Origin of the sequence: Xanthobacter agilis (genome assembly GCF_021730435.1) — a bacterium.
Classification (GTDB): domain Bacteria; phylum Pseudomonadota; class Alphaproteobacteria; order Rhizobiales; family Xanthobacteraceae; genus Xanthobacter; species Xanthobacter agilis.
In genome coordinates this window covers 144861-165841 of record NZ_JABWGX010000002.1, presented here as the reverse complement: position 1 = coordinate 165841, position 20981 = coordinate 144861, and the positions used below count along the sequence as shown (strand labels likewise).

The window sequence follows — 20981 nt, the reverse complement described above, 5'->3', positions numbered from 1 at the left end:
TCGAGCATGTTTCAGCGTGAACCGTTCCCCGATTCGCTTGAAAATGCTCCGATCGCTCGAAACGCTCTCCGTCGCCGGCTGTTGCGGTCCGGCGACAGGCAAGAATATTGGCGGATTACCCTTGATCGGAGGTTAACCGCGCCGCCAATTCCGCCTCGCGGGCGAAGGGGGTAGCGGCTGTGGTCGCAAGGCCACGGGCGCGGGCGAGGCCGTAGGTGCCGAAGCGCACCTTTATGGCTTCCTCCACCCATTTGGCTTCCTGGGCGGCGCGCAGGGCATCCCGGCGCCCCTCGGCGGCGAGAAAGGCGCGGTGGGCGTCCACTTCGAGGTCGAAGGCGTCGAGCCCCTCGCCGCTGGCGGCGGACAGGCGGATCACCGGCACCCGCCACCCCTCGCCCCCGCCCGACAGGGAGAGCGCCCCGGCCACCTCGGAGGCGGCCCGGCGGGAGACCTCCACCATGTCGGCCTTGGTGACGACGATGATGTCCGGCAGCTCCATCACTCCCGCCTTCATGAACTGGAGGCTGTCGCCCGATGCCGGCTGGATGCACAGCACCACGGTGTCGGCGACCAGCGAGATGTCCGCCTCCGACTGGCCGACCCCCACGGTTTCCACGATCACGAGGTCATAGACCGCGCGCAGCAGCACCACGGCGGCGATGGCGTCGTCGGAGAGGCCGCCGAGCCGGTCGCGGGCCGCCATGGAGCGCACGAACACGCCGCGGTCTTCCGGATCGGTCTGGATGCGGGCACGATCACCCAGAAGCGCGCCCTTGGTGCGACGGGAGGAGGGATCGACGGCCAGCACCGCCACCGTCCGGCCCGCCGCCCGCGCCCGGTGCACCAGGGCATTGGTGAGGGTGGACTTGCCGACGCCGGGCGGCCCCGTGAGGCCCAGCACATGGGCCTTGCCGGCCTTGGCGGCGGCATCGAGCAGGGCCACCAGCTCGCCTTGGCCGCGGCGGGTTTCCACCGCGGCGAGAGCCTGGGCGATGGCTCTCTTGCCGCCGGCGCGCAGCGTGTCGAGATCGGGGTGGATCGGGAGGGTCGGCGGCATCAGGCAGAACCGGAGCGGTGAATCGTGCGCCATCACAGCAGCTTTGCCCGCCCCCTGCCAAGGGGCAAGGGCCAAGGGGGCAAGGGGGCAAGGGCATCGCGGGGTGTTCCGCCAGCCAGAATGGAAAAAGGCGCCGGCTGTCGCCGGCGCCCTCCCATTGATCGGATCCGTGCGGGGGTACGGAACCGATCAACAGTTCCCATGAGACCTCATTGGCAATTGGAGCGGGACACGCGGGTCACCGCGCCATTGGGATTTTGCAGGTAGCAGCGGCCGTCCTGGCCCCAGACGTAATAGGGCTGCGGCGGCTGCTCGCTCTGGGCGCCGAGAATCGCCCCGGTGGCGCCGCCCAGCACCGCGCCCACCGCCGCTCCGCCCGCGCGCCCGGTGACCGCGCCGCCGATGATGGCGCCGGTGGCGCCGCCGATGAGGGCGCCGGCCGCCGTATTGTTCTGCGCCTGCGCCGTGGTGGCGAGGCAGGTCAGGGTCAGGGCGACGAGCCCGGCGCGGATCAGCATGGTCTTTCCCCAGGGCCGCGCCGGCGATGCCGCCCGGCCGTGATGACGAAACGCGGTGTAACAAAACAAAGATGAACGGCAGATGAGCAGAATCTGCGGCGAAGGTGAGGCGTCCGCGTTGCTTTTTCCAAGCTTCGCCGTGGCGTGTCGGGCTGCGCCGAACCGGACCCGCTGGCGTGCGCCTTAAGTTGAATGTTCGGTGCCGCTTGGCGGTGTCGATGGACTTGCATTGCGGCGGTGGTCGGGTGCAGGGTTTGCGCCTTCTTCCAAGGACAGTCCATTCATGAGCGAGAGAAACCCCTTCGGCGGGCTTGTGACCCACCTGACGCCGGCCGACGTGAAAGCCGGCCTGAATAACGGCACCATCCTCCTGGTGGATGTGCGCGAGCTCAACGAGGTGCAGGCCGAGCGCATTCCCGGCGCGGTCAATGTGCCGCTGAGCCGGTTCGCGGTGGAGCCGCTGCCGGATCCGGCCGGCAAGCGCCTGGTCTTTTCCTGTCGCTCGGGCCAGCGCTCGCAGCAGGCACTCGCGGCGGCCCAACGGGCCGGCCTGCCGTTCGAGGAGCATATGCAGGGCGGCATCCTGGCCTGGAAGTCCGCCGGCTTCGACATCGAGCGCGGCTGACCGTCTTCCCCTGTTTCCCTTGCGTCGTTGTCCCCCCGATGCCCGGCGCGCCGTTCATCGGGGGGGACCGGCCATGGGACGGGGCGCCCGATTTTACGCCAGCGCGCAGGCGATGGGCCATCGTCGCGCTTGAAGCTTTCGCGGCTTCGCGCTTGGATGGTGGCATCGTCATCTGTGATCTGGAGCATCATGCCGGTATCTGCATCCGGTCAGCCTCTCCAACCCGCGGCGCAGGAAGCGCCGGCGGATGAGGCCGCGGCCTATTTGAATGCCTTCGGCACCCCCGATGTGGTGGAGGTTCTGCTGCCGGACACCTCCGGCATCCTCCGGGGCAAATGGTTGCCGGGTAGCTCTCTCGGCAAGGTGTGGAAGGACGGGGTCGCGATTCCGCTGTCCATCTTCGGCCTCGACGTGTGGGGCTGCGAGGTGGAGGCCACCCAGATCCACCTTGAGACCGGCGACAAGGACGGCCTGTGCTGGCCGGTGCCGGGCACGTTGAAGCCGGTGCCCTGGGCCTCGCGGCCGACGGCGCAGGTGCTCATCACCATGCACCAGCCCGATGGCTCCGCGCGCGGCGCGCCGTGGCGGCTCGATCCACGCCAGCAGCTCGCCAAGATCGTCTCCCGCTTCGACGCCCTCGGGCTCACCCCATGCGTGGCGTTCGAGCTCGAATTCTATCTGTTGAAGCCCGGCGCGCCGGGTGAGGTGCCGCAGCCGGTGTTTCCCGCCACCGGCCAGGCGCGGCAGAACATGTATTCCATGTCCGACCTCGACGCCTTCTCGGATGTGCTGCACGAGATCCGCGAAGCCTGCGTCGCCCAGGGCCTGCCCGCCGACACGGTGATTTCGGAAGCGGCGCCGGGCCAGTTCGAGGTCAATCTCTATCACCGGGTCGATCCCATGGCGGCGGCGGATGACGCCATCCTGCTGCGCCGCCTCATCGACGGCGTGGCCCGGCGCAACGGTCTGCGCGCCACCTTCATGGCCAAGCCGCTGGCGGATTTCGCCGGCAACGGCATGCATGTGCATGTGAGCCTGGTGGAAAAGGACGGCGCCAACCATTTCGCTCGGCCCGACGTGGGCGATGCGGCGCTGCGCCACGCCGCCGGCGGGCTGCTGGCCACCATGATCGATTCCACCTTGCTGTTCGTGCCGAGCTTCAACGGCTACCGGCGGCTGGTGCCGGGCAGCTACGCGCCGGTGTCGGTGACCTGGGGCTATGACAACCGCTCGGTGGCGGTGCGGGTGCCCAACGGCCCGCCCAAGGCCCGGCGCCTGGAGCATCGCATCGCCGGGGCGGAGGCCCATCCCCATCTCGTGCTCGCCGCCATCCTGGCCGGCATGCTGGAGGGGCTGGAACAGAAGATCGAGCCGCCGCCGGCCCTGGTGGGCAACGCCTATGACCATGAGGCGCCCAAGCTGAGCCCCGCCATGGCGGACGCGGTCGCGCGCTTCAGCACCTCGCCCTTCATCGCCAAGGCGTTTGGGGAGGAGTACCGCAGGGTGTATGGGGTGATGAAGGCCGAAGAACTGGCCGCCTTCACGCGGGTCATCCTACCGCTGGAGTATGAAACCTATCTGTGAGCGAAACAGAAGCGTGACATGGGGGGGCATTCGCGTGCCCTTCCATTTCGCTCGTCGCCCGTCGTGGCGGGATCGGTCCGCGTTATGCTTTTTGACTGAGGGATTTTGACTTTTCGGGTTGAGCGCTGTCGCCCGACGCAATAGCCTCCGTTGGCGGGCGGGAGAGACAATCCCGTCGTCTCTCAGAGGAGAACAGCGGATGCGTCGCGCTTTCAAAGCGGCTGTCTTGGGCGTGGGACTGGGCGTGATGCTCGGTGCGGGCGTGGCCTTCAGCGGGCCGGCGTTCGCCCAGGAGAAGGTGCTCAACGTCTTCAACTGGTCGGACTATATCGACCCCACCGTGCTTGAGGACTTCACCAAGGAGACCGGCATCAAGGTCCGCTACGACGTCTTCGACAGCAACGAGGTGCTGGAGACGAAGCTGCTCGCGGGCAAGACCGGCTACGACGTGGTGGTGCCCTCGGGCTCGTTCCTGCAGCGGCAGATCAAGGCGGGCATCTTCATGCCCCTCGACAAGTCCAAGATCCCGAACCTCAAATACGCTTGGCCCGAGGTGACGAGCCGCCTCGCCGTCTATGATCCGGACAATGCCCGCGCCGTCAACTACATGTGGGGCACCACCGGCATCGGCTACAATGTGGACAAGGTGAAGGAACGGCTCGGCGACGTGCCCATGAACACCTGGGACATCGTGTTCAAGCCGGAAAACATCTCCAAGCTGAAGGACTGCGGCGTCTACATGCTGGACGGCCCGGAGGAGGTCATCCCCTCCGCCATGAAGTATCTGGGGCTCGACCCCGATTCCAAGAAGCCGGAGGACATCCAGAAGGCCGGCGAGCTTCTGATGACCATCCGCCCCTATATCAAGAAGTTCGATTCCTCGGGCTATATCAATGCCCTGGCCCGTGGCGACATCTGTCTCGCGGTGGGCTGGTCGGGCGACGTGTTCCAGGCCAAGACCCGCGCCGAGGAAGCCGCCAAGAAGACCAAGAAGCCGCCGGTGAACGTGGGATACCAGATCCCCAAGCAGGGCGCGCTGATGTGGTTCGACAATTTCGCCATCCCGAAGGACGCCAAGCATGTGGATGAGGCGCTGACCTTCATCAATTACATGATGCGTCCGGAAATCGCGGCGAAGAACTCGAACTATATCTCTTACGCCAACGGAAATCTGGAATCGCAGAAATATATCGACAAGGCGATCCTGGACAATCCGTCCATCTATCCGGACAAGGACACCTTCTCGCGCCTGTTCATCGTGACCACCAACGAACCGGCGGTCCAGCGCGTCATTACCAAGACCTGGAACGCCTTCAAGCGCGGCAAGTGAGGCTCTCGCGTCCGGGATGCGGAGAATGAAACACGACCCTCCCGCGCGTCGGGAGGGTCTCCACCAGAATGTTCTCAGCTATTTATTTTTTGAGATTTACGAATTATTTTTGTTATGGTGACTTCGTTGTATTTTGTTGTGGGGGCATTGGCTGGCATGTCTTCGTTCTTCATGAGCGACGTGATGTGTTGCGCATATATGTGTGCCGCTCCAGCCAAGACAAGCGATATTATGCACCGCGTTAATCTCTCGGGCGTCATACTTTTTGTTTCATGCTTTGCTATGTCTATCGCAGTCTGAATGAGAGCAAAGCCGATAAATCCAAGTGACATGTTGTTAAACAAGGTAGATAGGAGTTTTATTTTTTCATTTATAATTTTTGATTCATGTTTTGTGGCGCAACTTGATTGTTTAATTTTTCTGTATATGTAATATAAAGCTATAACTAGAACAGATAAAAATATTCCTGAAATAATGGCTTGGCTGGATTTTATTGTTTCTATGAAAGCATTTCCTTTGTTCGGTGGATCTGCATAAATTATGACTAATACTCCAAATGCGAAAATTAGTGCAATAAATGCCCACGCTATTGCTTTGTCTATCTCTTTAGCGCCGTACCCCATGGCCATCCTCATTGAGTCGATTGTACGTATCCCTTGATGCCATTATGGATTGCGGAGCGCTACTCCGGTAAAGTCCGTCGCAGCTTGAACGGCGCCATGCCTTCGCGGGCGAGTTCGTCGGCGCGTTCGTTCTCGGGGTGGCCGGCGTGGCCCTTCACCCAGTGCCATTGCACCTCGTGGCGCTTGAGGGCTTCGTCGAGGCGCTCCCACAGGTCCTGGTTCTTCACCGGCTTCTTGTCGGCGGTGCGCCAGCCATTGCGCTTCCAGCCGTGCACCCATTTGGTGATGCCGTCCTTCAGATACTGGCTGTCGGTGTGGAGCTGAACGGCGCAGGATTCCTTCAGGGCCTCCAGGGCGCTGATGGCGGCGGTCATCTCCATGCGGTTGTTGGTGGTGATCTGCTCGCCGCCGTTCAGCGTCTTCTCGTGGGCGCCGAAGCGCAGAAGGGCGCCCCAGCCGCCGGGGCCCGGATTGCCGGAGCAGGCCCCGTCGGTGAAAATCGCAACTGTCTTCTTCATGGGATGAGGCCGTAGTCCTCGGCGCCGGCCACCTGCTGGTGGAAGCGCAGCTTCTTGAGATATTCCAGCGGGTCCTTGGGCTTCACCAGCGCCCCGGCCGGCACGTTCAGCCAGTCGACGAGGCGCGTGAGCAGGAAGCGCAGGGCCGCCCCGCGCGCGAGGCGTGGCAGGGCCGCCACCTCCACCGCGCTCAGCGGCCGCAGCGCGCCGTAGGAGGAGAGCAGCGCCCGGCCCTTGGTGACGTTGTAGGAGCCGTCGGCCTCGAAGCACCAGGCGTTGAGGCAGATGGCCACGTCATAGGCGAAGGCGTCGGTGCAGGCGAAATAGAAGTCGATGATGCCCGAGAGCGCCTCATCCAGGAAGAAGGCGTTGTCCGGGAACAGATCGGCATGGATGATGCCGGACGGCAGGCCCTTGGGCCAGTCGCCCTCCAGCGCCGCAAGCTCCTGGGCGATGGTGTCGGCAAGGCCGGGCGCCACCGTGTCGGCGCCGTCGCGGGCGACATCGAACAGCGGCCGCCAGCCGGCCACGGACAGGGTGTTGGCCCGCTCCATGGTGAAATCGGCGCCGGCAAGGTGCAGCCGCGCGAGGCCCGCGCCCAGCTCCGCGCAATGGTGAGCGGTGGGCCGCCGCACCGAGACGCCGGGCAAGAAGGTGACCATGGCCGCCGGCCGCCCGCCCAATTCGCCGAGCACGGTGCCGTCACGCCGTTCCACCGGCTGCGGGCAGGAGAGCCCGCGCGCCGCCAGATGCTGCATGAGGCCGATGAAGAAGGGCAGGTCGCCCCGCGCCACCCGCTTCTCATAGAGCGTGAGGATGAAGGTGCCGCCCGTGGTCTGCACCAGGAAATTGGAATTCTCGACCCCCTCCGCGATGCCGTGGAAGGAGGTGAGGGTGCCAATGTCGTAACGGGCGATGAAGTCGGCCATCTCGGCGGCCGAAACGTCGGTATAGACGGCCACGAATTACTCCGCCGCATCCGGCCGCAGTGCGCGCGGCAGGGGAAAGAAGACATCTTCCTCGGAGGCGGTCACCGTGTCCACCGTCACCGAGAAGCGTTGCGCGAAGGCGTCGATGATCTCTTCCACCAGCACCTCGGGGGCGGAGGCACCAGCGGTGAGGCCAAGCCGGGCGATGGGGCCGAAGGCGCTCCAGTCGATATCGGCTGCCCGCTGCACCAGCACCGCGCGCGGGCAGCCGGCCCGCTCGGCCGCCTCCCGCAGGCGCTGGGAATTGGAGGAATTGGGCGCGCCCACGACGATCAGCGCATCCACCCTGGGCGCCACCTGCTTCACCGCCTCCTGACGGTTGGTGGTGGCATAGCAGATGTCTTCCTTGTGGGGTTCCGCCAGATCCGGGAACCGCGCGCGCAAAATGGCGACCAGGCCGGCGGTGTCGTCCACCGAGAGCGTGGTCTGGGTGACATAGGCGAGGAGAACGCCGACGGGCGGCATCACCGCGCGGGCATCGTCGGGCGTTTCGACAAGGGTGATGGCCCCCTCGGGAAGCTGGCCCATGGTGCCCACCACCTCGGGATGCCCCCTGTGGCCGATCAGCAGGATGTGGCGGCCCTTGCGGTGGTGCACCTCCGCCTCGCGGTGGACCTTGGTGACCAGCGGGCAGGTGGCGTCGATGGCGAACAGGCGCCGGCCCGAGGCCTCCGCCGGCACGCTCTTGGGCACCCCATGGGCGGAGAAAATGACCGGCGCGGACGTGTCCGGCACGTCGGACAATTCCTCCACGAAGACCGCGCCTTTGCGCTTCAGGGCGTCCACCACGTATTTGTTATGCACGATCTCATGGCGCACATAGACCGGCGCGCCGTGGCGCCGGAGCGCCTCCTCCACCGCATCGATGGCCCGGACCACCCCGGCGCAAAAGCCGCGCGGCGCACACAGCAGAATGTGGAGCGGTGGCTTTTCGCCTGTGGCAATCGGCAGCGTCGGGGCGGCGTCCATGGCCGGGGGGTCCTGTTGAGACATCGAGGCAGAAGGGAACGCCGGGTGCCTCCTGTCAAGCGGGATGGGGCTTGGCCCGCGCCGAAGCTGTGTGATGGTTTTGCAACAGGTGCCGCCGGATCTGTCGTGCGTGCGCGAATCACCGCGTGCGACGGTCGTTCGCCCGGCGCCAAGCGGTTAGTGGGCGATCGCTGCAACTGAGTGAGGGAACAGCGCTTTTTCAGTTTCCGCTCCGGCACCGGCTGGCGGCCTGCTCCGTGGAGATGCGTTTAATACATTGATTCATAATCCATTAAAGCCGCCTGCGGAGGTATTAAACAACTGTCACACTTCCTGGTCATAGGAGCGCCTGGGCGCAAGCGGCGCGCGAATCCGCCGTCGACGGCGCCGGATCAGGGCGGGCATCATGAACATTCTGACCAAGGCGGCGGCGGCTCTGCTGTGCACGACCGCATGTTTCGCGTTGCCGGCGCAGGCGCAGACCGCGAGCAACATCGACGTCATCCAGGTGCTGATGCCATTCAGCCAGTTGATGTCGACGGCGGCGGGCCAGACCGCGCTGAAGCAGAATCTCGCGACCTCCATCGCCGTGAACAACGGGGCGGACGCGGAGAGCCGCGCGCAGGCGATCCACGATTACACCATCGATCTTTATCGCGGCACCACGCTGGCGGACGGCCTCGGGCCCAAGCTGCAGAGCGTGTATTTCAACTCCATCTTCAGTGGCGATCCGCGCACCACCTCCACCACCAGCAGCGCCGTGATGGGGCTGTTCACGCAGGCCAATCTGGTGGCGGTCGTGGATGCCAGCGCGGCGAAGAACTTCTTCGGCAGCGGCACGGTGAACGGCTATCCCACCTTTACCCCGGTGCGCGGCGTGTCGCTGCCGGCAGGGGGCCAGTACAACATTTATGACGCGGCCTACGGGCCGCTGGTGCCGCCCCAGCAGACCAACCTTTCCGGCGACTCGCGGCCCTACCAGGTGGCGCCGACGCAGATCCAGGTGTTTTCCGCGCCCACGTTCGTGGCGCCGGAGGTGGGCGGCACCATGGCCGACACCGTGGGGCCGGTGGCCTCCAGCGCCGAGCTCAATTCCGGTCTCACCGCCAGCGCCGCCTTCCCCAGCGGTCACACCACCTATGGCTACACCACCTCATTGCTGTTCGCGATGATGGTGCCGGAAATGTACCAGGAGATGATGACCCGCGGCTCGGAGTTCGGCGACAGCCGCATCGTGCTGGGCGCCCATTACGCGCTCGATGTGATCGGCGGGCGCATCACCGCGACCCATGATCTGGTGCAACTGCTCAACAACAATCCCGATTATGTGGGCCAGTCCATCGACCTCGGCGGCGGCTATACGGTCACCGTGGCGTCGGATTTCTGGGCGCTGTTCGAGGCCGCCACCGTGCAACTGCGCGCGGTGCTGGAGGACGGCTGCGGCACCGACATCGCCACCTGCGTCGCCAGCCAGGCGCCGGACCGCTTCTCCAACTATGCCAAGAACAAGGCCGATTACGAATACCGGCTGACCTACGGCCTGTCGCCCACCGGCCGCACCGATCTGGCGCCGGTGGTACCGGTGGGCGCCGAGGTGCTGCTCGTCACCCGCTTCCCCTATCTGAGCGCGGAGCAGCGCCGGGAGGTGCTCGCCACCACCGAGATCGCCTCGGGCGGCCCGCTCGACGACGGCTCCGGCTGGGCCCGGCTGAACCTGTTCGCGGCGGCGGGCGGCTACGGGGCCTTCCGCATCGACACCACGGTGACCATGGATGCGCGCCTCGGCGGGTTCAACGCCATGGACACCTGGCTCAACGACATCTCCGGTCCCGGCCGGCTCACCAAGGCCGGCACCGGCAGCTTGTTCCTTGCCGGCGCCAACAGCTTTGGCGGCGTCGATGTGGAAGGCGGCATCCTCGGCCTGACCGGCGACAACGTCTTGAGCGGGGCCAGCAGCGTGGGCGGCGCTGGCGCGGCGGCAAACCTCATCGTCTCCGGCACCCTCGCCACCTCGGCCCTGGATGTGCGCGCTCAAGGCGTGCTCATGGGCGCGGGCACCGTCACGGCGCCGGTCACGGTCGGCGCCGGCGGCACTCTCGCTCCGGGCAATGGCGCGGTCGGCACGCTCACCATCAACGGCAACCTGAGCCTGCTGTCCGGGGCGGCCACGGAGATCGAAGTGGCCGCGGGCACGGCCGACAAGGTGAGCGTTTCCGGAACGGCGACCCTTGGCGGTGTGGTGAACGTCTCCGGCGCCCGCGGCGATTTCGAGATCGGCGCGCGCTATGCCATCGTCACCGCCGATGGCGGCCGGGTGGGCACCTTCGACAGCGCAGCGTGGGACCAGTCCATGCTGTTCCTGGACACGGCGCTGTCCTATGACGCCGACACCGCCTATGTGAGCCTCGGCCGCAACGCGGTCGCCTTCGCCGATGCCGCGCGCAGCCCCAATGCCGTCGCCACGGCGCAGGCCCTCGACACCCTCGGCGTCGGCAATGCCGCCTGGGACGCGGTGGTGGAGATGACCGATCCCGGCACCGCCAATGCGGCCTTCAACGCCTTGTCGGGCGAGGTCTACGCCTCCACGCGCGGTGTGCTGATCGAGCGCAGTTCCGATGTGCGCGACACTCTGGTGGATCGCATGCGCGATACCCTGGCGCCAGGCGAGGGCGCGGCGGCGGGGCTGTCCCGCAGCCAGCTCGTGGCGTCCTATGCCGATCCGGCGAAGGCAAGCGCCGGGGCTGCGGCCATCACCAAGGCGGTCGCGCCGGCGCCGGTGCCGGGCTACACCTTCTGGGGCCAGGGCTACGGCAATTTCGGGCGGGCCTGGGCCAACGGCAACGCGGCCACCGTGACCCAGAGCACCGGCGGCTTCCTGATGGGCGTGGATGCGCGGGTCGGCGACGACTGGCGGGTGGGTGTCGCCGGTGGATATTCCAGCACCTCCATGGACGTGGACGACCGCAATTCCTCGGCGAGCAGCGACAATTACACCGCCGCGCTCTATGCGGCCGGGCGTTTCGGCGGCCTCGCCCTGCGCCTGGGCGGCGCCTACACCTGGAACGACGTGTCCACCTCGCGCACCGTGGCGTTTCCGGGTCTCCAGGAGAGCCTCAGTTCCGGCAGCGACCTGGGTACGGCGCAGGTCTTCGCCGACATCGGCTATGATTTGAGCGTCGGCGCCTTCGCCTTTGAGCCGTTCGCCGGCCTTGCTTATGTGAGCCTGTCGGGCGGCGCGTTCACGGAGGGCTTCGGCGGCGCGGCGCTGACCGGCGCCTCGACCGATACGGATGTGACCTTCACCACATTGGGTCTGCGCACCTCCACGGAGGCGGTGCTCGGCGGGGCGACGTATCGGGTGCTGGCGGGGCTCGGCTGGCGCCATGCCTTCGGTGATGTGGATCCCACGGCGACGCTGGCGTTCGCCGCCGGGTCCCTGCCGTTCACGGTGGAGGGCGCGCCCATCGCCGAGGACGCGGCGCTGGTGGAAGCGGGCCTGGGCGTGCGGTTCAGCCCCACCGCCCGGCTGGATTTCACCTATCTCGGCCAGTTGGCGACCCCGGCGGTGGACAACAGCTTCAAGGGCACGTTCTCCTTGCGCTTCTGAGCCCGGACACGGTTGCGACGGCCCGCGCCACAGTGCGGGCCGTCCGCGTTTGGGGTGCCCTCAGCGTCGCGTCGCGCCGCTTTTCCAAGCATGGGCATTTGCAAGTCGCCGCCGGGGCGATTATGTTAGGGGCATCCTGGACATTGCGATGTGTTTCGCGGTCTGCCACCTGGGAAAGGGGGCGCGCCAGCGAACCCGCACATGTCCATCCGCATCGGCCACGCGCCTCGCCGTGGCGCCGGATGCGCCGCGATGAGGAACGCGGACGCGCGAGACGAACCTTTAAGAACACGAACCCCAGCCTCAGAGGCCGCCATGTCGACGAATACCCCATTGATGCCCAAGGCCACCGCTGTCTGGCTCGTGGACAATACGGCATTGTCGTTCGAGCAGATCGGCGATTTCTGCAAGCTCCACCCGCTGGAGGTGAAGGGCATCGCGGACGGCGAGGTGGCGCAGGGCATCAAGGGGCTTGATCCCATTTCCAGCGGCCAGCTCTCCCGCGATGAGATCACCCTCGCGGAGAAGAACCCCGATCGCCGGCTGAAGCTGCTGGAGTCCAAGGTGCGCCTGCCCGAGCAGAAGAAGCGCCGCGGCCCGCGCTATACGCCGGTGTCGCGCCGCCATGATCGGCCAAACGCGATCCTGTGGCTGCTGCGCAACCATCCGGAGCTGAAGGACGCGCAGGTCATCCGACTGGTGGGCACCACCAAGTCCACCATCCAGTCCATCAAGGACCGCACCCACTGGAACGCGGCCCAGCTCTCGCCCATGGATCCGGTGACGCTGGGCCTGTGCAGCCAGATCGACCTCGACCTCGAAGTGCAGCGTGCCGCGAAGGATCGTCCGGCGGCGCTCGTCTCCGAGGAACGTGGCGCCACCCTGCTCCCGGCGGATGTCACCACCGGGCACGAGGAGCAGGAGGAACGCCCCGGCCGCGGACGTGGCTCCCTGGACCTCGAAACCGTGTTCGCCAAGCTCGGCGGCTCCAAGAAGACCGAAGAGCAGGACGAGGAGTGAGGCGCCGGGCCGGCCCCGGCGCAGCCCTAAGGGACCGGTGCCCATCAGGCGCCGGCAATCCCCCCCTGAAGACCAGACCGGCGCCCCTCAGGCGCCGGCGAATCCCGTGAAGAGCAGGTCCGGCGCGCTGAGCGACGGACGGGCGGGCGCCAGCCGTCCCGCCCACAGCAGCGTGACGTCGGTGGCGTCGGGGAAGGTCATCACCGGCGCTTCGCCGAACGGCTGGCTGGACGCGGTGCGCCAGGCCACGCGGGTGATGTCCGCCTCGCTTTCGACCGCGTAATTGGCCCGCAGCGCGGCGAATGGGGTGGTCATCCCGTCGCTGAATTCGGTGTCGAGGGTCAGGGTATTGGTGTCGAGCCCGGTCAGGCGCACCCGTGCCGTGCCGCCGTCGGAGAAGCGCAGGGTGAATGCCCGCGCCTGGGGCGCAAAGCCCACTTCCTTCAGCTTCACCAGCAGCCGTTCCTCCTGCGTCACCGGTCCGATCAGCACCGACGCGCTGAAGGATGTGCTGGCGAGGGGCATGGGCGGCAACGGCCGCAGGCGCCAGGAGCCATCCGCCAGATACAATTCGATCACGGTGGCGCCGCGGTCCGCCGGCTTCAGCCACAGTTCAACCTTGTCGAGGCCCTGGGTCGCGCTTTCGCCGACGCGGAAGGGCACGGCGGCCCGCCGCCAGAACTCCGGCAGCACATAGCCCACCACGGTGAGATCGGGGGTTTCGTACAAGGTGGTGCGCCGCGCGCCGGTGGCGGCGTCGGCCTTGCCATCCGCCTTGGTCGCGCCATTCGCTGCGCCCTTCGCTGCGCCCTTGCCCGCTCCTTGGGCATCGGCGGCGGGCGCGGCCTGCAGGGCGCAGCCGAGATAGGCGGGCACGCTGTGTTCCGACACCATCGCGTGCACATAGGCCGGGTGGTCGGCCGAGATGCGGAACCGGCGCACCGCCGGGGATAAGAGGGTCAGGGCCACGTTCTCGGGGCCGTTGCAGCTCGGGGCGACGCTCTGGTTGCGCACGGTGACGCCGAGCGGCGCCGGGGCTGGGGCGGTCTGTGCCAAAGCGGAGCCGGTGAGCGCCTGTAACGCCGCCGCGGGCGCGAGCGTCGAGAGGGCGGCGGCGGCGACCGTTCGCAGCGCATGGCGGCGCGAGACAGGAGGGGTCCAGTCAGGAGGGGTCCGAGACGGCATGGGCAATCCGCGTGAAAAGGTTGGCCACCTTTCATAGATCAAATCCGCCGCTTCAGAACCTCTCCCCCTCGCATTCCCGCTACGGTGACCCCATATGACGCATATTCCGCAGCGGAATATGTGGAGGCGGCAAAGCCTCCGGGCGAGTGAGGGAGGGTGGGTTCGTGGGGATCAGGCCGGTTCTGGCGATGGTGGCCCTGGTGGCTGCTCTGAGCATGACGATGACCGATATGGCCGAGGCCAAGCGCGGCATGTCCGCGGGCAGCCGTGGCACACGCACCTATACGGCGCCGCCGCCCACCACCACCGCTCCCAATCCCGCGGCGCCCGCCTCACGCTCCACCCTGCCACAGGCGGCGCCCAGCGCCGCCGCGCGGCCCCAGGCGCGACCGTCCTTCTTCGGCTCCGGGCTCGCGGGCGGCCTCATGCGCGGACTGCTCATCGGCGGACTGATCGGCATGCTCATGGGGCATGGCCTGGGCGGGTTCGCCGGCCTGCTCGGCCTGCTGCTCCAGGGCGCGTTGCTGGCCCTGGTGGTGATGCTGGCGCTGCGCTTTTTCCGCCGGCAACAGCCGGCTCCCGCCGGCGCCTATGGCCGCACCGCGTCCCCCGGTGGGGCCGGCGGCTGGCCGGGCGGCATGGGTGGTGAAATGGGTGGCGGCGTGCGCCAGCCCGCGTCGCCGCCCCGGTCCGGACCGGTGGACGAGATCGGCGTCACGCCGGCGGACCTCGACACGTTCGAGCGTCTGCTCGGGGAGATCGAGACCGCCTTCGGCGGCGAGGACGAGGCCGCGCTCCAGGCGCGCACCACGCCCGAGGTGTTCGCCACCATGGTGGCGGAGCTGCGGGCCAATGCCGCGCGTGGCGTGCGCAACATGGTGTCCGAGGTGAAGCTGCTGCAGGGCGATGTCGCCGAATCCTGGCGGGAGGGCCCGCTGGACTATGCGACCGTCGCCATGCGCTACCAGAGCCGCGACGTGGTGCTGGACCGCGCCAGCGGTCGCTTCCTGTCGGGCGATCGCGACCGGCCGGGCCAGAGCACGGAATTGTGGACCTTCGTGCGCGATGCCAATGGCGATGCGGCGGCGCGGGCTTGGCGCCTCGCCGCCATGCAGCCGGCGTGAGCCCGTCGCGGGGGCATGGCGGCAAGACTGAAAAAGGCCGCTGGAAAGGGCCGCTCCGGTTCCGGCCGGGGCGATGCGCCACGCCGCCGGTCGCGAGCTGTAGAGCAAGCTGCCCGCCGCTCCGCGGGGCTTCCCGAGGGCGGCGGGACGTGGTCTAACCCGAAGCGCGCAGGGAAACCCGCGGCGGCGCCCCGGCCAGGCTTCGGCCGGTCCGGGGCGGCTTCGACCGCGGTGGGGTCCGACCCAGGCCGTTCCCGAGCGATGCCTCAAGCCACCCGTCGAGTCGTCATGTCGCAAGCCGTTCCTGCCGCTGCCGTTCCTGCCGCTGCCGTTCCTGCCGCTGCCGCCGCTCTGTCTCCGGCTCCGATGCCGGGGCAGGGGCAGGGGATGGTGAGCGTCCGCCATCTGTCGAAGACCTATGCCAGCGGCCACAGCGCGCTGAAGAACATCAACCTTGAGATCGCGCGGGGCGAGATCTTCGCCCTGCTTGGCCCCAACGGCGCGGGCAAGACCACGCTCATCTCCATCATCTGCGGCCTGGTGAACGCCAGCGCCGGCGAGGTGCGGGTGGCGGGCCATCACATCGTGACGGACTATCGCGCGGCGCGCGCGTGCATCGGCCTGGTGCCGCAGGAACTCGCCACCGAATCGTTTGAAACCGTGGTGGATGCGGTGAGCTTCTCGCGCGGGTTGTTCGGCAAGGCCGCCAACCCCGCCTATATCGAGCAGGTGCTGAAAAGCCTCTCCCTGTGGGAGAAGCGCGACGCGAGGATCATGACCCTTTCCGGCGGCATGAAGCGGCGCCTTTTGATCGCCAAGGCGCTTTCCCACGAGCCGGAGGTGTTGTTTCTCGACGAGCCCACCGCCGGAGTGGATGTGGAGCTGCGCCGCGACATGTGGCGGCTGGTGCGCGGCCTGAAGGCGCAGGGCACCACCATCATCCTCACCACCCACTATATCGAGGAGGCCGAGGAGATGGCCGACCGGGTGGGGGTCATCAACCGGGGCGAGATCATCCTGGTGGAGGAGAAGGCGGCGCTGATGCGCAAGCTCGGGCAGAAGCAGCTCGCCATCGAGCTGTCGGCGCCTCTCGCCGCCGTGCCGGAGGCCCTTTCGTCCTATCACCTCGCCCTCTCCGGGGATGGTCTCCACCTCACCTACAGCTATGGTGTCGATGGGGCTGTCGGCGAGCCGCCCATCGCCCGGCTGCTGGCGGACCTCTCCGCCGCCGGCATCGCCTTCGACGATCTGCGCACGGCGCAGAGTTCGCTGGAGGACATCTTCGTCAGCCTCGTGAGGCCGCAGTCGTGAATCTCCAAGCCATCCGCGCCATCTACGCCTTCGAAATGGCCCGCACCAAACGCACCCTGCTGCAAAGCGTGGTCTCGCCGGTGATCTCCACCTCGCTGTATTTCGTGGTGTTCGGCTCCGCCATCGGCGCGCGCATGACGCAGGTGGAGCATGTGCCCTATGGCGCCTTCATCGTGCCGGGGCTGATGATGCTGACGCTGCTCACCCAGTCCATTTCGAACGCCTCGTTCGCCATTTACTTCCCGCGCTTCACGGGCACCATCTACGAGGTGCTTTCGGCGCCGGTGTCGCCGTTCGAGATCATGTGCGGCTATGTGGGGGCGGCGGCGACGAAATCGGTGCTGCTCGGGCTCATCATCCTGGCCACCGCCGCGCTGTTCGTGCCCATGGAGGTGCGTCACCCGTTCTGGATGCTGGCCTTTTTGGTGCTGACGGCGGTCACGTTCTCCCTGTTCGGCTTCATCATCGGCATCTGGGCCGACGGCTTCGAGCGGCTGCAGCTCATCCCGATGCTGATCGTGACGCCGCTCACCTTCCTGGGCGGAACCTTCTATTCGCTGGACATGCTGCCGCCGGTGTGGCGCACCGTGACCTTGTTCAACCCGGTGGTCTATCTCATCTCCGGCTTTCGCTGGAGCTTCTTCGGCCTGTCCGACGTGGCGGTGGGCGTCAGCTTCGCCATGACCACGGGCTTCCTGCTGGCCTGCCTTCTCATCGTGAGCTGGATGTTCCGGACCGGCTACCGGCTGAAAAGCTGAAGCCGGTCATCCCGGCATCTGCGCCACCCGCGCCAGCCAGCGGCGCACCACCGCTTCCTCCGGCGCCGAGAGATCGTCCTTCAAGACGGGGTCGAGGGCGTGAACGCGCGCGCGCGCCAGCGCCAGCAGGCGTTCGCCGGCCGGTGAGAGCGCCGCCATCAGGATGCGGCCGTGCTGCGCATGGGGGGTGCGGGTGATGAGCCCGGCCCGCTCGAGATTGGCGAGAATCACGCTCACCGTCTGCGGCGTCACCAAAGCGGTGCGGGCGAGGTCCGCGCCCGACAGGCCGGGATAGGCGTGCAGCATGGTCAGCACGGTGAATTGCGGCGCGGTCACGCCGAGGTCGGCCAGCGCCTTTTCCACCCGCTGGCGATAGGCGGTGGCGGCCTGCCGCAGCAGATAGCCGAGGTAGCCTTCGGTGCCGCGCTTGCCCTCGCCCACGGGTGGAAAGGGCGCAGGCGGAACTGGATTGTCACTCATATCAAAGCTCTGATATTATGTTCGAGCTTTGATATTGAGCCATTGAAACGCAGAGGACCAGCCGTGGCCGATCCACTTTCCCGCCCCACCTACAAGGATTTCACCGCCACGGCGCCGGACGTCTATGGCGGCCTTTCGGCGCTGACCCAGGCGGTGGATGCCGCCGGCCTCGACAAGGGGCTCACCGAGCTGGTGAAGCTGCGCGCCTCGCAGATCAATGGCTGCGCCTTCTGCCTCAAGTTCCATCTGAGCGTCGCGCGCCAGGTGGGCGTGCCGCAGGAGAAGCTGGACCTGCTGGCCACCTGGCGGCATGCGGAACTCTTCTCGGCGCGGGAGCAGGCCGCGCTGGCCTATGCCGAGGCCCTGACCCTGCTGGAGGGCGAGCCGGCTTCCGATGCCGTCTGGGCGGCGGTGCGGGCTGAGTTCTCGGAGGCGGAGGCGCTCTATCTCACGGTCACCATCGCCGCGATCAACGCCTGGAACCGCATTGGCATCGGCCTGCGCTTCGCGCCGCCGACGTGATTTGAAAACGCCCTCCCCCGGCGGGGGAGGGCGTCGGGGGCTCAGACGCCGCCGATGCAGACGTACTTGATGTTCAGATAGTCGTCGCAGCCGTATTTGGAGCCTTCGCGGCCCATGCCGCTCTCCTTCACGCCGCCGAAGGGCGCCACTTCGGTGGTGATGACGCCGGCATTGACGCCCACCTGCCCGTATTCGAGCTGTTCGGACACGCGGAAGGCGCGGCCGAGGTCCTTGGTGAAGAAATAGCAGGCGAGGCCGTATTCGGTGGCATTGGCCCGCGCGACCGCCTCTTCCTCGGTCTCGAACTTGAACAGCGGCGCCAGCGGCCCGAAGATTTCCTCGCGCGCGAAGGCCATCTCCTGGGTGGCGCCGGCGAGCACGGTGGGTTCGAAGAAGGTGCCGCCGAGGGCCGAGGCCTTGCCGCCGGTGAGCACGCTGGCCCCCTTGTCGGTGGCGTCCTTCAGGAGGCGCTCCACCTTGGCGACCGCGCGCGTGTCGATCAGCGGGCCGGCGGTGACATCCGGGTCCAGGCCGTTGCCCACCTTGAGGTTCCGCGTGGCCTCGGTGAACCGGGCGGCGAAGGCGTCATAGATGCCGGCCTGCACATAGAAGCGGTTGGCGCATACGCAGGTCTGGCCCACGTTGCGGTATTTGGAGGCGATGGCCTGCTCCACCGCGAGGTCGAGGTCGGCATCGTCGAACACCAGGAACGGCGCGTTGCCGCCCAGCTCCAGGGACACCTTCTTCAGCGTGTCCGCCGACTGCTTCATGAGCAGCTTGCCGACCGGGGTGGAGCCGGTGAAGGTGACTTTCTTCACCGCCGGGTTGGTGGTCATCTCGGTCCCGATGGCGGGGGCATCGCCCACCACGATGTTCACGACCCCGGCGGGAAAGCCCGCCTTCTCCGCCAGCGCGCCCCAGGCGAGGCCGGAATAGGGGGTGAGCTCGGAGGGCTTGGCCACCACCGTGCAGCCCGCCGCCAGCGCCGCGCCCAGCTTGCGCGCGAGCATGGAGGAGGGGAAGTTCCAGGGCGTCACCGCCGCCACCACGCCCACCGGCTCCTTGGTGACCATGATGCGCCGCCCGGCCCAGGGGGAGGGAATCACATCGCCATACAGGCGCCGGGCCTCCTCCGCGAACCAGCGCACATAGGCGGCCGAGATATTGACCTCGCCGCGGGCTTCCGGCAGCGGCTTGCCCTGCTCGGTGGTGAGCAGGACCGCCAGTTCCTCGGCATTCTCCAGGATCAGGTCGGCGAGCTTGTGGAGTTTGCCGGCGCGCTCGGCCGCGGTCAGCGCCCGCCAGCCCTTGAACGCCGCCGCCGCCGCCGCGATGGCGCGGCGCGTCTCGGCGGTGCCGGCCATCGGGATGGTGCCGAGGCGGGCGCCGGTGGCGGGGTTGTTCACGGCGATGGTGGCGCCGCTGTCGGCGTCCACCCAGGCGCCGCCGATCAGCATCTTCTCGCGCAGAAGGGTGAAGGCGGAAGCGGGGGAAGGCGAGGAAGGCTGGGGCGCGACCATGGGATGCTCCTGGACTTGCAGTGCGTTGGCGTTCGGCGTGTTGGTTTGCCGCGTGTCGGAAGGCGTGGCTTGGCGGTGCGGCTCGCGGGCCGCCTCGTCATGGGCCGCCTCGTCACGGGCGGGCGATGTTGGCCCGCCGGGCTCCATATAGGACCAAAGGCGCATGGGCGCGAGATGCGGCCTCGCTCAGGTCGCTGGCTTCACGGCCACAAGGTCGATGAGCGCCGACAGGCCGCAATGGGCGCTGCCCTCGGCGATCTCGGCATCGTAGCTTGTAAGCTCCACGATCGTGAAATCCGCGAAGGCCGCGCGCAGCAGCTCCTCGGTGTAGAGATTGTCCGGCTGGGAGGGGCCGCCGGTGCCGTATTCCACCTGTTTCGGCCGGTAGCCTTCCAGCAGCAGCAGGCCGCCCGGTTTCAGGGCCTTGGCGATGTGCGCGAACATGGCGGTGCGCTGGTCCGGAGGCAGGAACTGGATGAAGATGCCCACCACCACGTCATAGGCGGCGACCGGCCAGCTCCAGGTGGCGAGGTCCACCAGTTCCAGCTCCAGTTCCACACCGCGCGCGGCGGCAAGGCGGCGGGCCTTTTCCTGGGCCACCGCGGAGGAATCGACCGCATGCACGGCAAGGCCCTGCTCGGCGAGCCACACCCCATTGCGCCCCTCGCCGTCGGCGATGGCGATGGCCCGCCCGCCCGCCTTCAGGCGCGGCGCCTGCCGGGCCAGGAAGGCATTGGGCGCGACGCCAAAGAGATAGTCGGCGCGCGCATAGCGCTGATCCCAGAAAGCGGTCATGTCCGGTCCGATCCAAAATGCGCCCCGCGCGCAAGGGACAAGACGCGCCGGTGGCATGCCCATAGGGCGAGGTGACGCAGGGGTGTCTTTTTGTTGATCGAGGTCAAGAAGATATGGCCCTTTGCCAATATATTGAGCCGCTCCAAGGAAGAGGTGGTGCCATGCTGAAGCTTGCGAGTCTCATTTGGTCGATCCTGGCTGTCGCTTTTGCCGGCGCCCTGATCATCGTGGTCCTCAACGTGCCGACTCCCGCGCAGGAGGACATGCGCGCGATTCCCATTGCCGCCGCCATCGGCGCTCTGCTCGCCATTCCCGCGGCGATCTATGTCGCCAAGCGCATCATGGCGCTGACCAAGCAGTGACGCTTGCCGCTGCCGCCGTCGCCGTGCGACGGCTGGCGGGGGGCGAAGGATGGGGTGCAAAAAGGGCCGATGACGTTTCGTCAT

The 20981-nt window shown here is 67.2% G+C and carries 20 protein-coding genes; 10 read left to right on the top strand and 10 right to left on the bottom strand.

The features are described from left to right. Nucleotides 1–115: 115 nt before the first annotated feature. The gene (locus HUW53_RS02015) at nucleotides 116–1090 is read right to left on the bottom strand and encodes an ArgK/MeaB family GTPase (protein ID WP_237344063.1); all 975 of its coding nucleotides are present in this window, start codon (nucleotides 1088–1090) and stop codon (nucleotides 116–118) included. Between the two features lie 176 nt (nucleotides 1091–1266). Beyond that, the gene (locus tag HUW53_RS02010; RefSeq protein ID WP_237344062.1) at nucleotides 1267–1575 is read right to left on the bottom strand and encodes a glycine zipper domain-containing protein; all 309 of its coding nucleotides are present in this window, start codon (nucleotides 1573–1575) and stop codon (nucleotides 1267–1269) included. Nucleotides 1576–1858: 283 nt separating this feature from the next. Here HUW53_RS02010 and HUW53_RS02005 point away from each other — a divergent pair, with 283 nt between their 5' ends. The 3 genes from HUW53_RS02005 to HUW53_RS01995 all read left to right on the top strand — a co-directional run bounded on the left by HUW53_RS02005 (nucleotide 1859) and on the right by HUW53_RS01995 (nucleotide 5114). Then, nucleotides 1859–2200 carry a rhodanese-like domain-containing protein gene (locus HUW53_RS02005; RefSeq protein WP_237344061.1) on the top strand — a complete coding sequence of 114 codons (342 nt, stop codon included), beginning with the start codon at nucleotides 1859–1861 and terminating at the stop codon, nucleotides 2198–2200. Nucleotides 2201–2389: 189 nt separating this feature from the next. Then, on the top strand, nucleotides 2390–3784 hold the full coding sequence (locus HUW53_RS02000) for a glutamine synthetase family protein (protein WP_237344060.1): 1395 nt from the start codon (nucleotides 2390–2392) through the stop codon (nucleotides 3782–3784). A 199-nt stretch (nucleotides 3785–3983) separates the two neighbouring features. Further along, on the top strand, nucleotides 3984–5114 hold the full coding sequence (locus tag HUW53_RS01995) for a polyamine ABC transporter substrate-binding protein (protein ID WP_370877805.1): 1131 nt from the start codon (nucleotides 3984–3986) through the stop codon (nucleotides 5112–5114). A gap of 74 nt (nucleotides 5115–5188) precedes the next feature. Here HUW53_RS01995 and HUW53_RS01990 read toward each other — a convergent pair whose 3' ends face one another. From HUW53_RS01990 to ispH, 4 genes are read right to left on the bottom strand one after another with little or no spacing between them, the layout of a single operon-like run. After that, on the bottom strand, nucleotides 5189–5737 hold the full coding sequence (locus HUW53_RS01990; protein WP_237344059.1) for a hypothetical protein: 549 nt from the start codon (nucleotides 5735–5737) through the stop codon (nucleotides 5189–5191). A gap of 59 nt (nucleotides 5738–5796) precedes the next feature. After that, complete coding sequence (gene rnhA, locus HUW53_RS01985; protein ID WP_237344058.1) at nucleotides 5797–6255, bottom strand: ribonuclease HI; 459 nt, start codon at nucleotides 6253–6255, stop codon at nucleotides 5797–5799. After that, a complete protein-coding gene (locus tag HUW53_RS01980) occupies nucleotides 6252–7217 on the bottom strand; it encodes a homoserine kinase (protein ID WP_237344057.1) in 966 nt (321 codons plus the stop codon). The genes rnhA and HUW53_RS01980 overlap by 4 nt, the downstream gene beginning before the upstream one ends. 3 nt (nucleotides 7218–7220) lie before the next feature. Continuing rightward, nucleotides 7221–8213, bottom strand: coding sequence for a 4-hydroxy-3-methylbut-2-enyl diphosphate reductase (gene ispH, locus HUW53_RS01975; RefSeq protein ID WP_237344056.1), 993 nt, complete (start codon nucleotides 8211–8213; stop codon nucleotides 7221–7223). Between the two features lie 406 nt (nucleotides 8214–8619). Between ispH and HUW53_RS01970 the strand changes: the two genes are divergently transcribed. Both HUW53_RS01970 and HUW53_RS01965 read left to right on the top strand, forming a co-directional pair. After that, the gene (locus HUW53_RS01970) at nucleotides 8620–11820 is read left to right on the top strand and encodes an autotransporter domain-containing protein (RefSeq protein ID WP_237344055.1); all 3201 of its coding nucleotides are present in this window, start codon (nucleotides 8620–8622) and stop codon (nucleotides 11818–11820) included. A gap of 315 nt (nucleotides 11821–12135) precedes the next feature. Further along, the gene (locus HUW53_RS01965) at nucleotides 12136–12840 is read left to right on the top strand and encodes a DUF1013 domain-containing protein (protein ID WP_237344054.1); all 705 of its coding nucleotides are present in this window, start codon (nucleotides 12136–12138) and stop codon (nucleotides 12838–12840) included. Between the two features lie 87 nt (nucleotides 12841–12927). Here the strand turns inward: HUW53_RS01965 and HUW53_RS01960 are convergent, their stop codons facing one another. Next, entirely contained in the window at nucleotides 12928–14025 is a 1098-nt protein-coding gene (locus tag HUW53_RS01960; protein WP_237344053.1) for a hypothetical protein, read from the bottom strand. A gap of 164 nt (nucleotides 14026–14189) precedes the next feature. Here HUW53_RS01960 and HUW53_RS01955 point away from each other — a divergent pair, with 164 nt between their 5' ends. The 3 genes from HUW53_RS01955 to HUW53_RS01945 all read left to right on the top strand — a co-directional run bounded on the left by HUW53_RS01955 (nucleotide 14190) and on the right by HUW53_RS01945 (nucleotide 17218). Further along, the gene (locus tag HUW53_RS01955) at nucleotides 14190–15149 is read left to right on the top strand and encodes a Tim44 domain-containing protein (protein WP_237344052.1); all 960 of its coding nucleotides are present in this window, start codon (nucleotides 14190–14192) and stop codon (nucleotides 15147–15149) included. 387 nt (nucleotides 15150–15536) lie between these two features. Next, nucleotides 15537–16460: an ABC transporter ATP-binding protein gene (locus HUW53_RS01950; protein WP_237344051.1), complete on the top strand. Its 924-nt coding sequence runs from the start codon at nucleotides 15537–15539 to the stop codon at nucleotides 16458–16460. Then, nucleotides 16457–17218 carry an ABC transporter permease gene (locus HUW53_RS01945; protein ID WP_237344050.1) on the top strand — a complete coding sequence of 254 codons (762 nt, stop codon included), beginning with the start codon at nucleotides 16457–16459 and terminating at the stop codon, nucleotides 17216–17218. The genes HUW53_RS01950 and HUW53_RS01945 overlap by 4 nt, the downstream gene beginning before the upstream one ends. Before the next feature lie 6 nt (nucleotides 17219–17224). Here the strand turns inward: HUW53_RS01945 and HUW53_RS01940 are convergent, their stop codons facing one another. Further along, nucleotides 17225–17698 carry a MarR family winged helix-turn-helix transcriptional regulator gene (locus HUW53_RS01940; RefSeq protein WP_237344049.1) on the bottom strand — a complete coding sequence of 158 codons (474 nt, stop codon included), beginning with the start codon at nucleotides 17696–17698 and terminating at the stop codon, nucleotides 17225–17227. Between the two features lie 63 nt (nucleotides 17699–17761). Between HUW53_RS01940 and HUW53_RS01935 the strand changes: the two genes are divergently transcribed. Then, nucleotides 17762–18220 carry a carboxymuconolactone decarboxylase family protein gene (locus tag HUW53_RS01935; protein WP_237344048.1) on the top strand — a complete coding sequence of 153 codons (459 nt, stop codon included), beginning with the start codon at nucleotides 17762–17764 and terminating at the stop codon, nucleotides 18218–18220. A 41-nt stretch (nucleotides 18221–18261) separates the two neighbouring features. On the opposite strand, the gene HUW53_RS01930 is transcribed toward HUW53_RS01935, so the two are convergent. Then, nucleotides 18262–19740, bottom strand: coding sequence for an NAD-dependent succinate-semialdehyde dehydrogenase (locus tag HUW53_RS01930; RefSeq protein ID WP_272903705.1), 1479 nt, complete (start codon nucleotides 19738–19740; stop codon nucleotides 18262–18264). A 186-nt stretch (nucleotides 19741–19926) separates the two neighbouring features. Next, nucleotides 19927–20535: an SAM-dependent methyltransferase gene (locus HUW53_RS01925; protein ID WP_237344047.1), complete on the bottom strand. Its 609-nt coding sequence runs from the start codon at nucleotides 20533–20535 to the stop codon at nucleotides 19927–19929. Nucleotides 20536–20696: 161 nt separating this feature from the next. Between HUW53_RS01925 and HUW53_RS01920 the strand changes: the two genes are divergently transcribed. After that, entirely contained in the window at nucleotides 20697–20897 is a 201-nt protein-coding gene (locus tag HUW53_RS01920) for a hypothetical protein (protein WP_237344046.1), read from the top strand. Nucleotides 20898–20981: the final 84 nt, after the last annotated feature.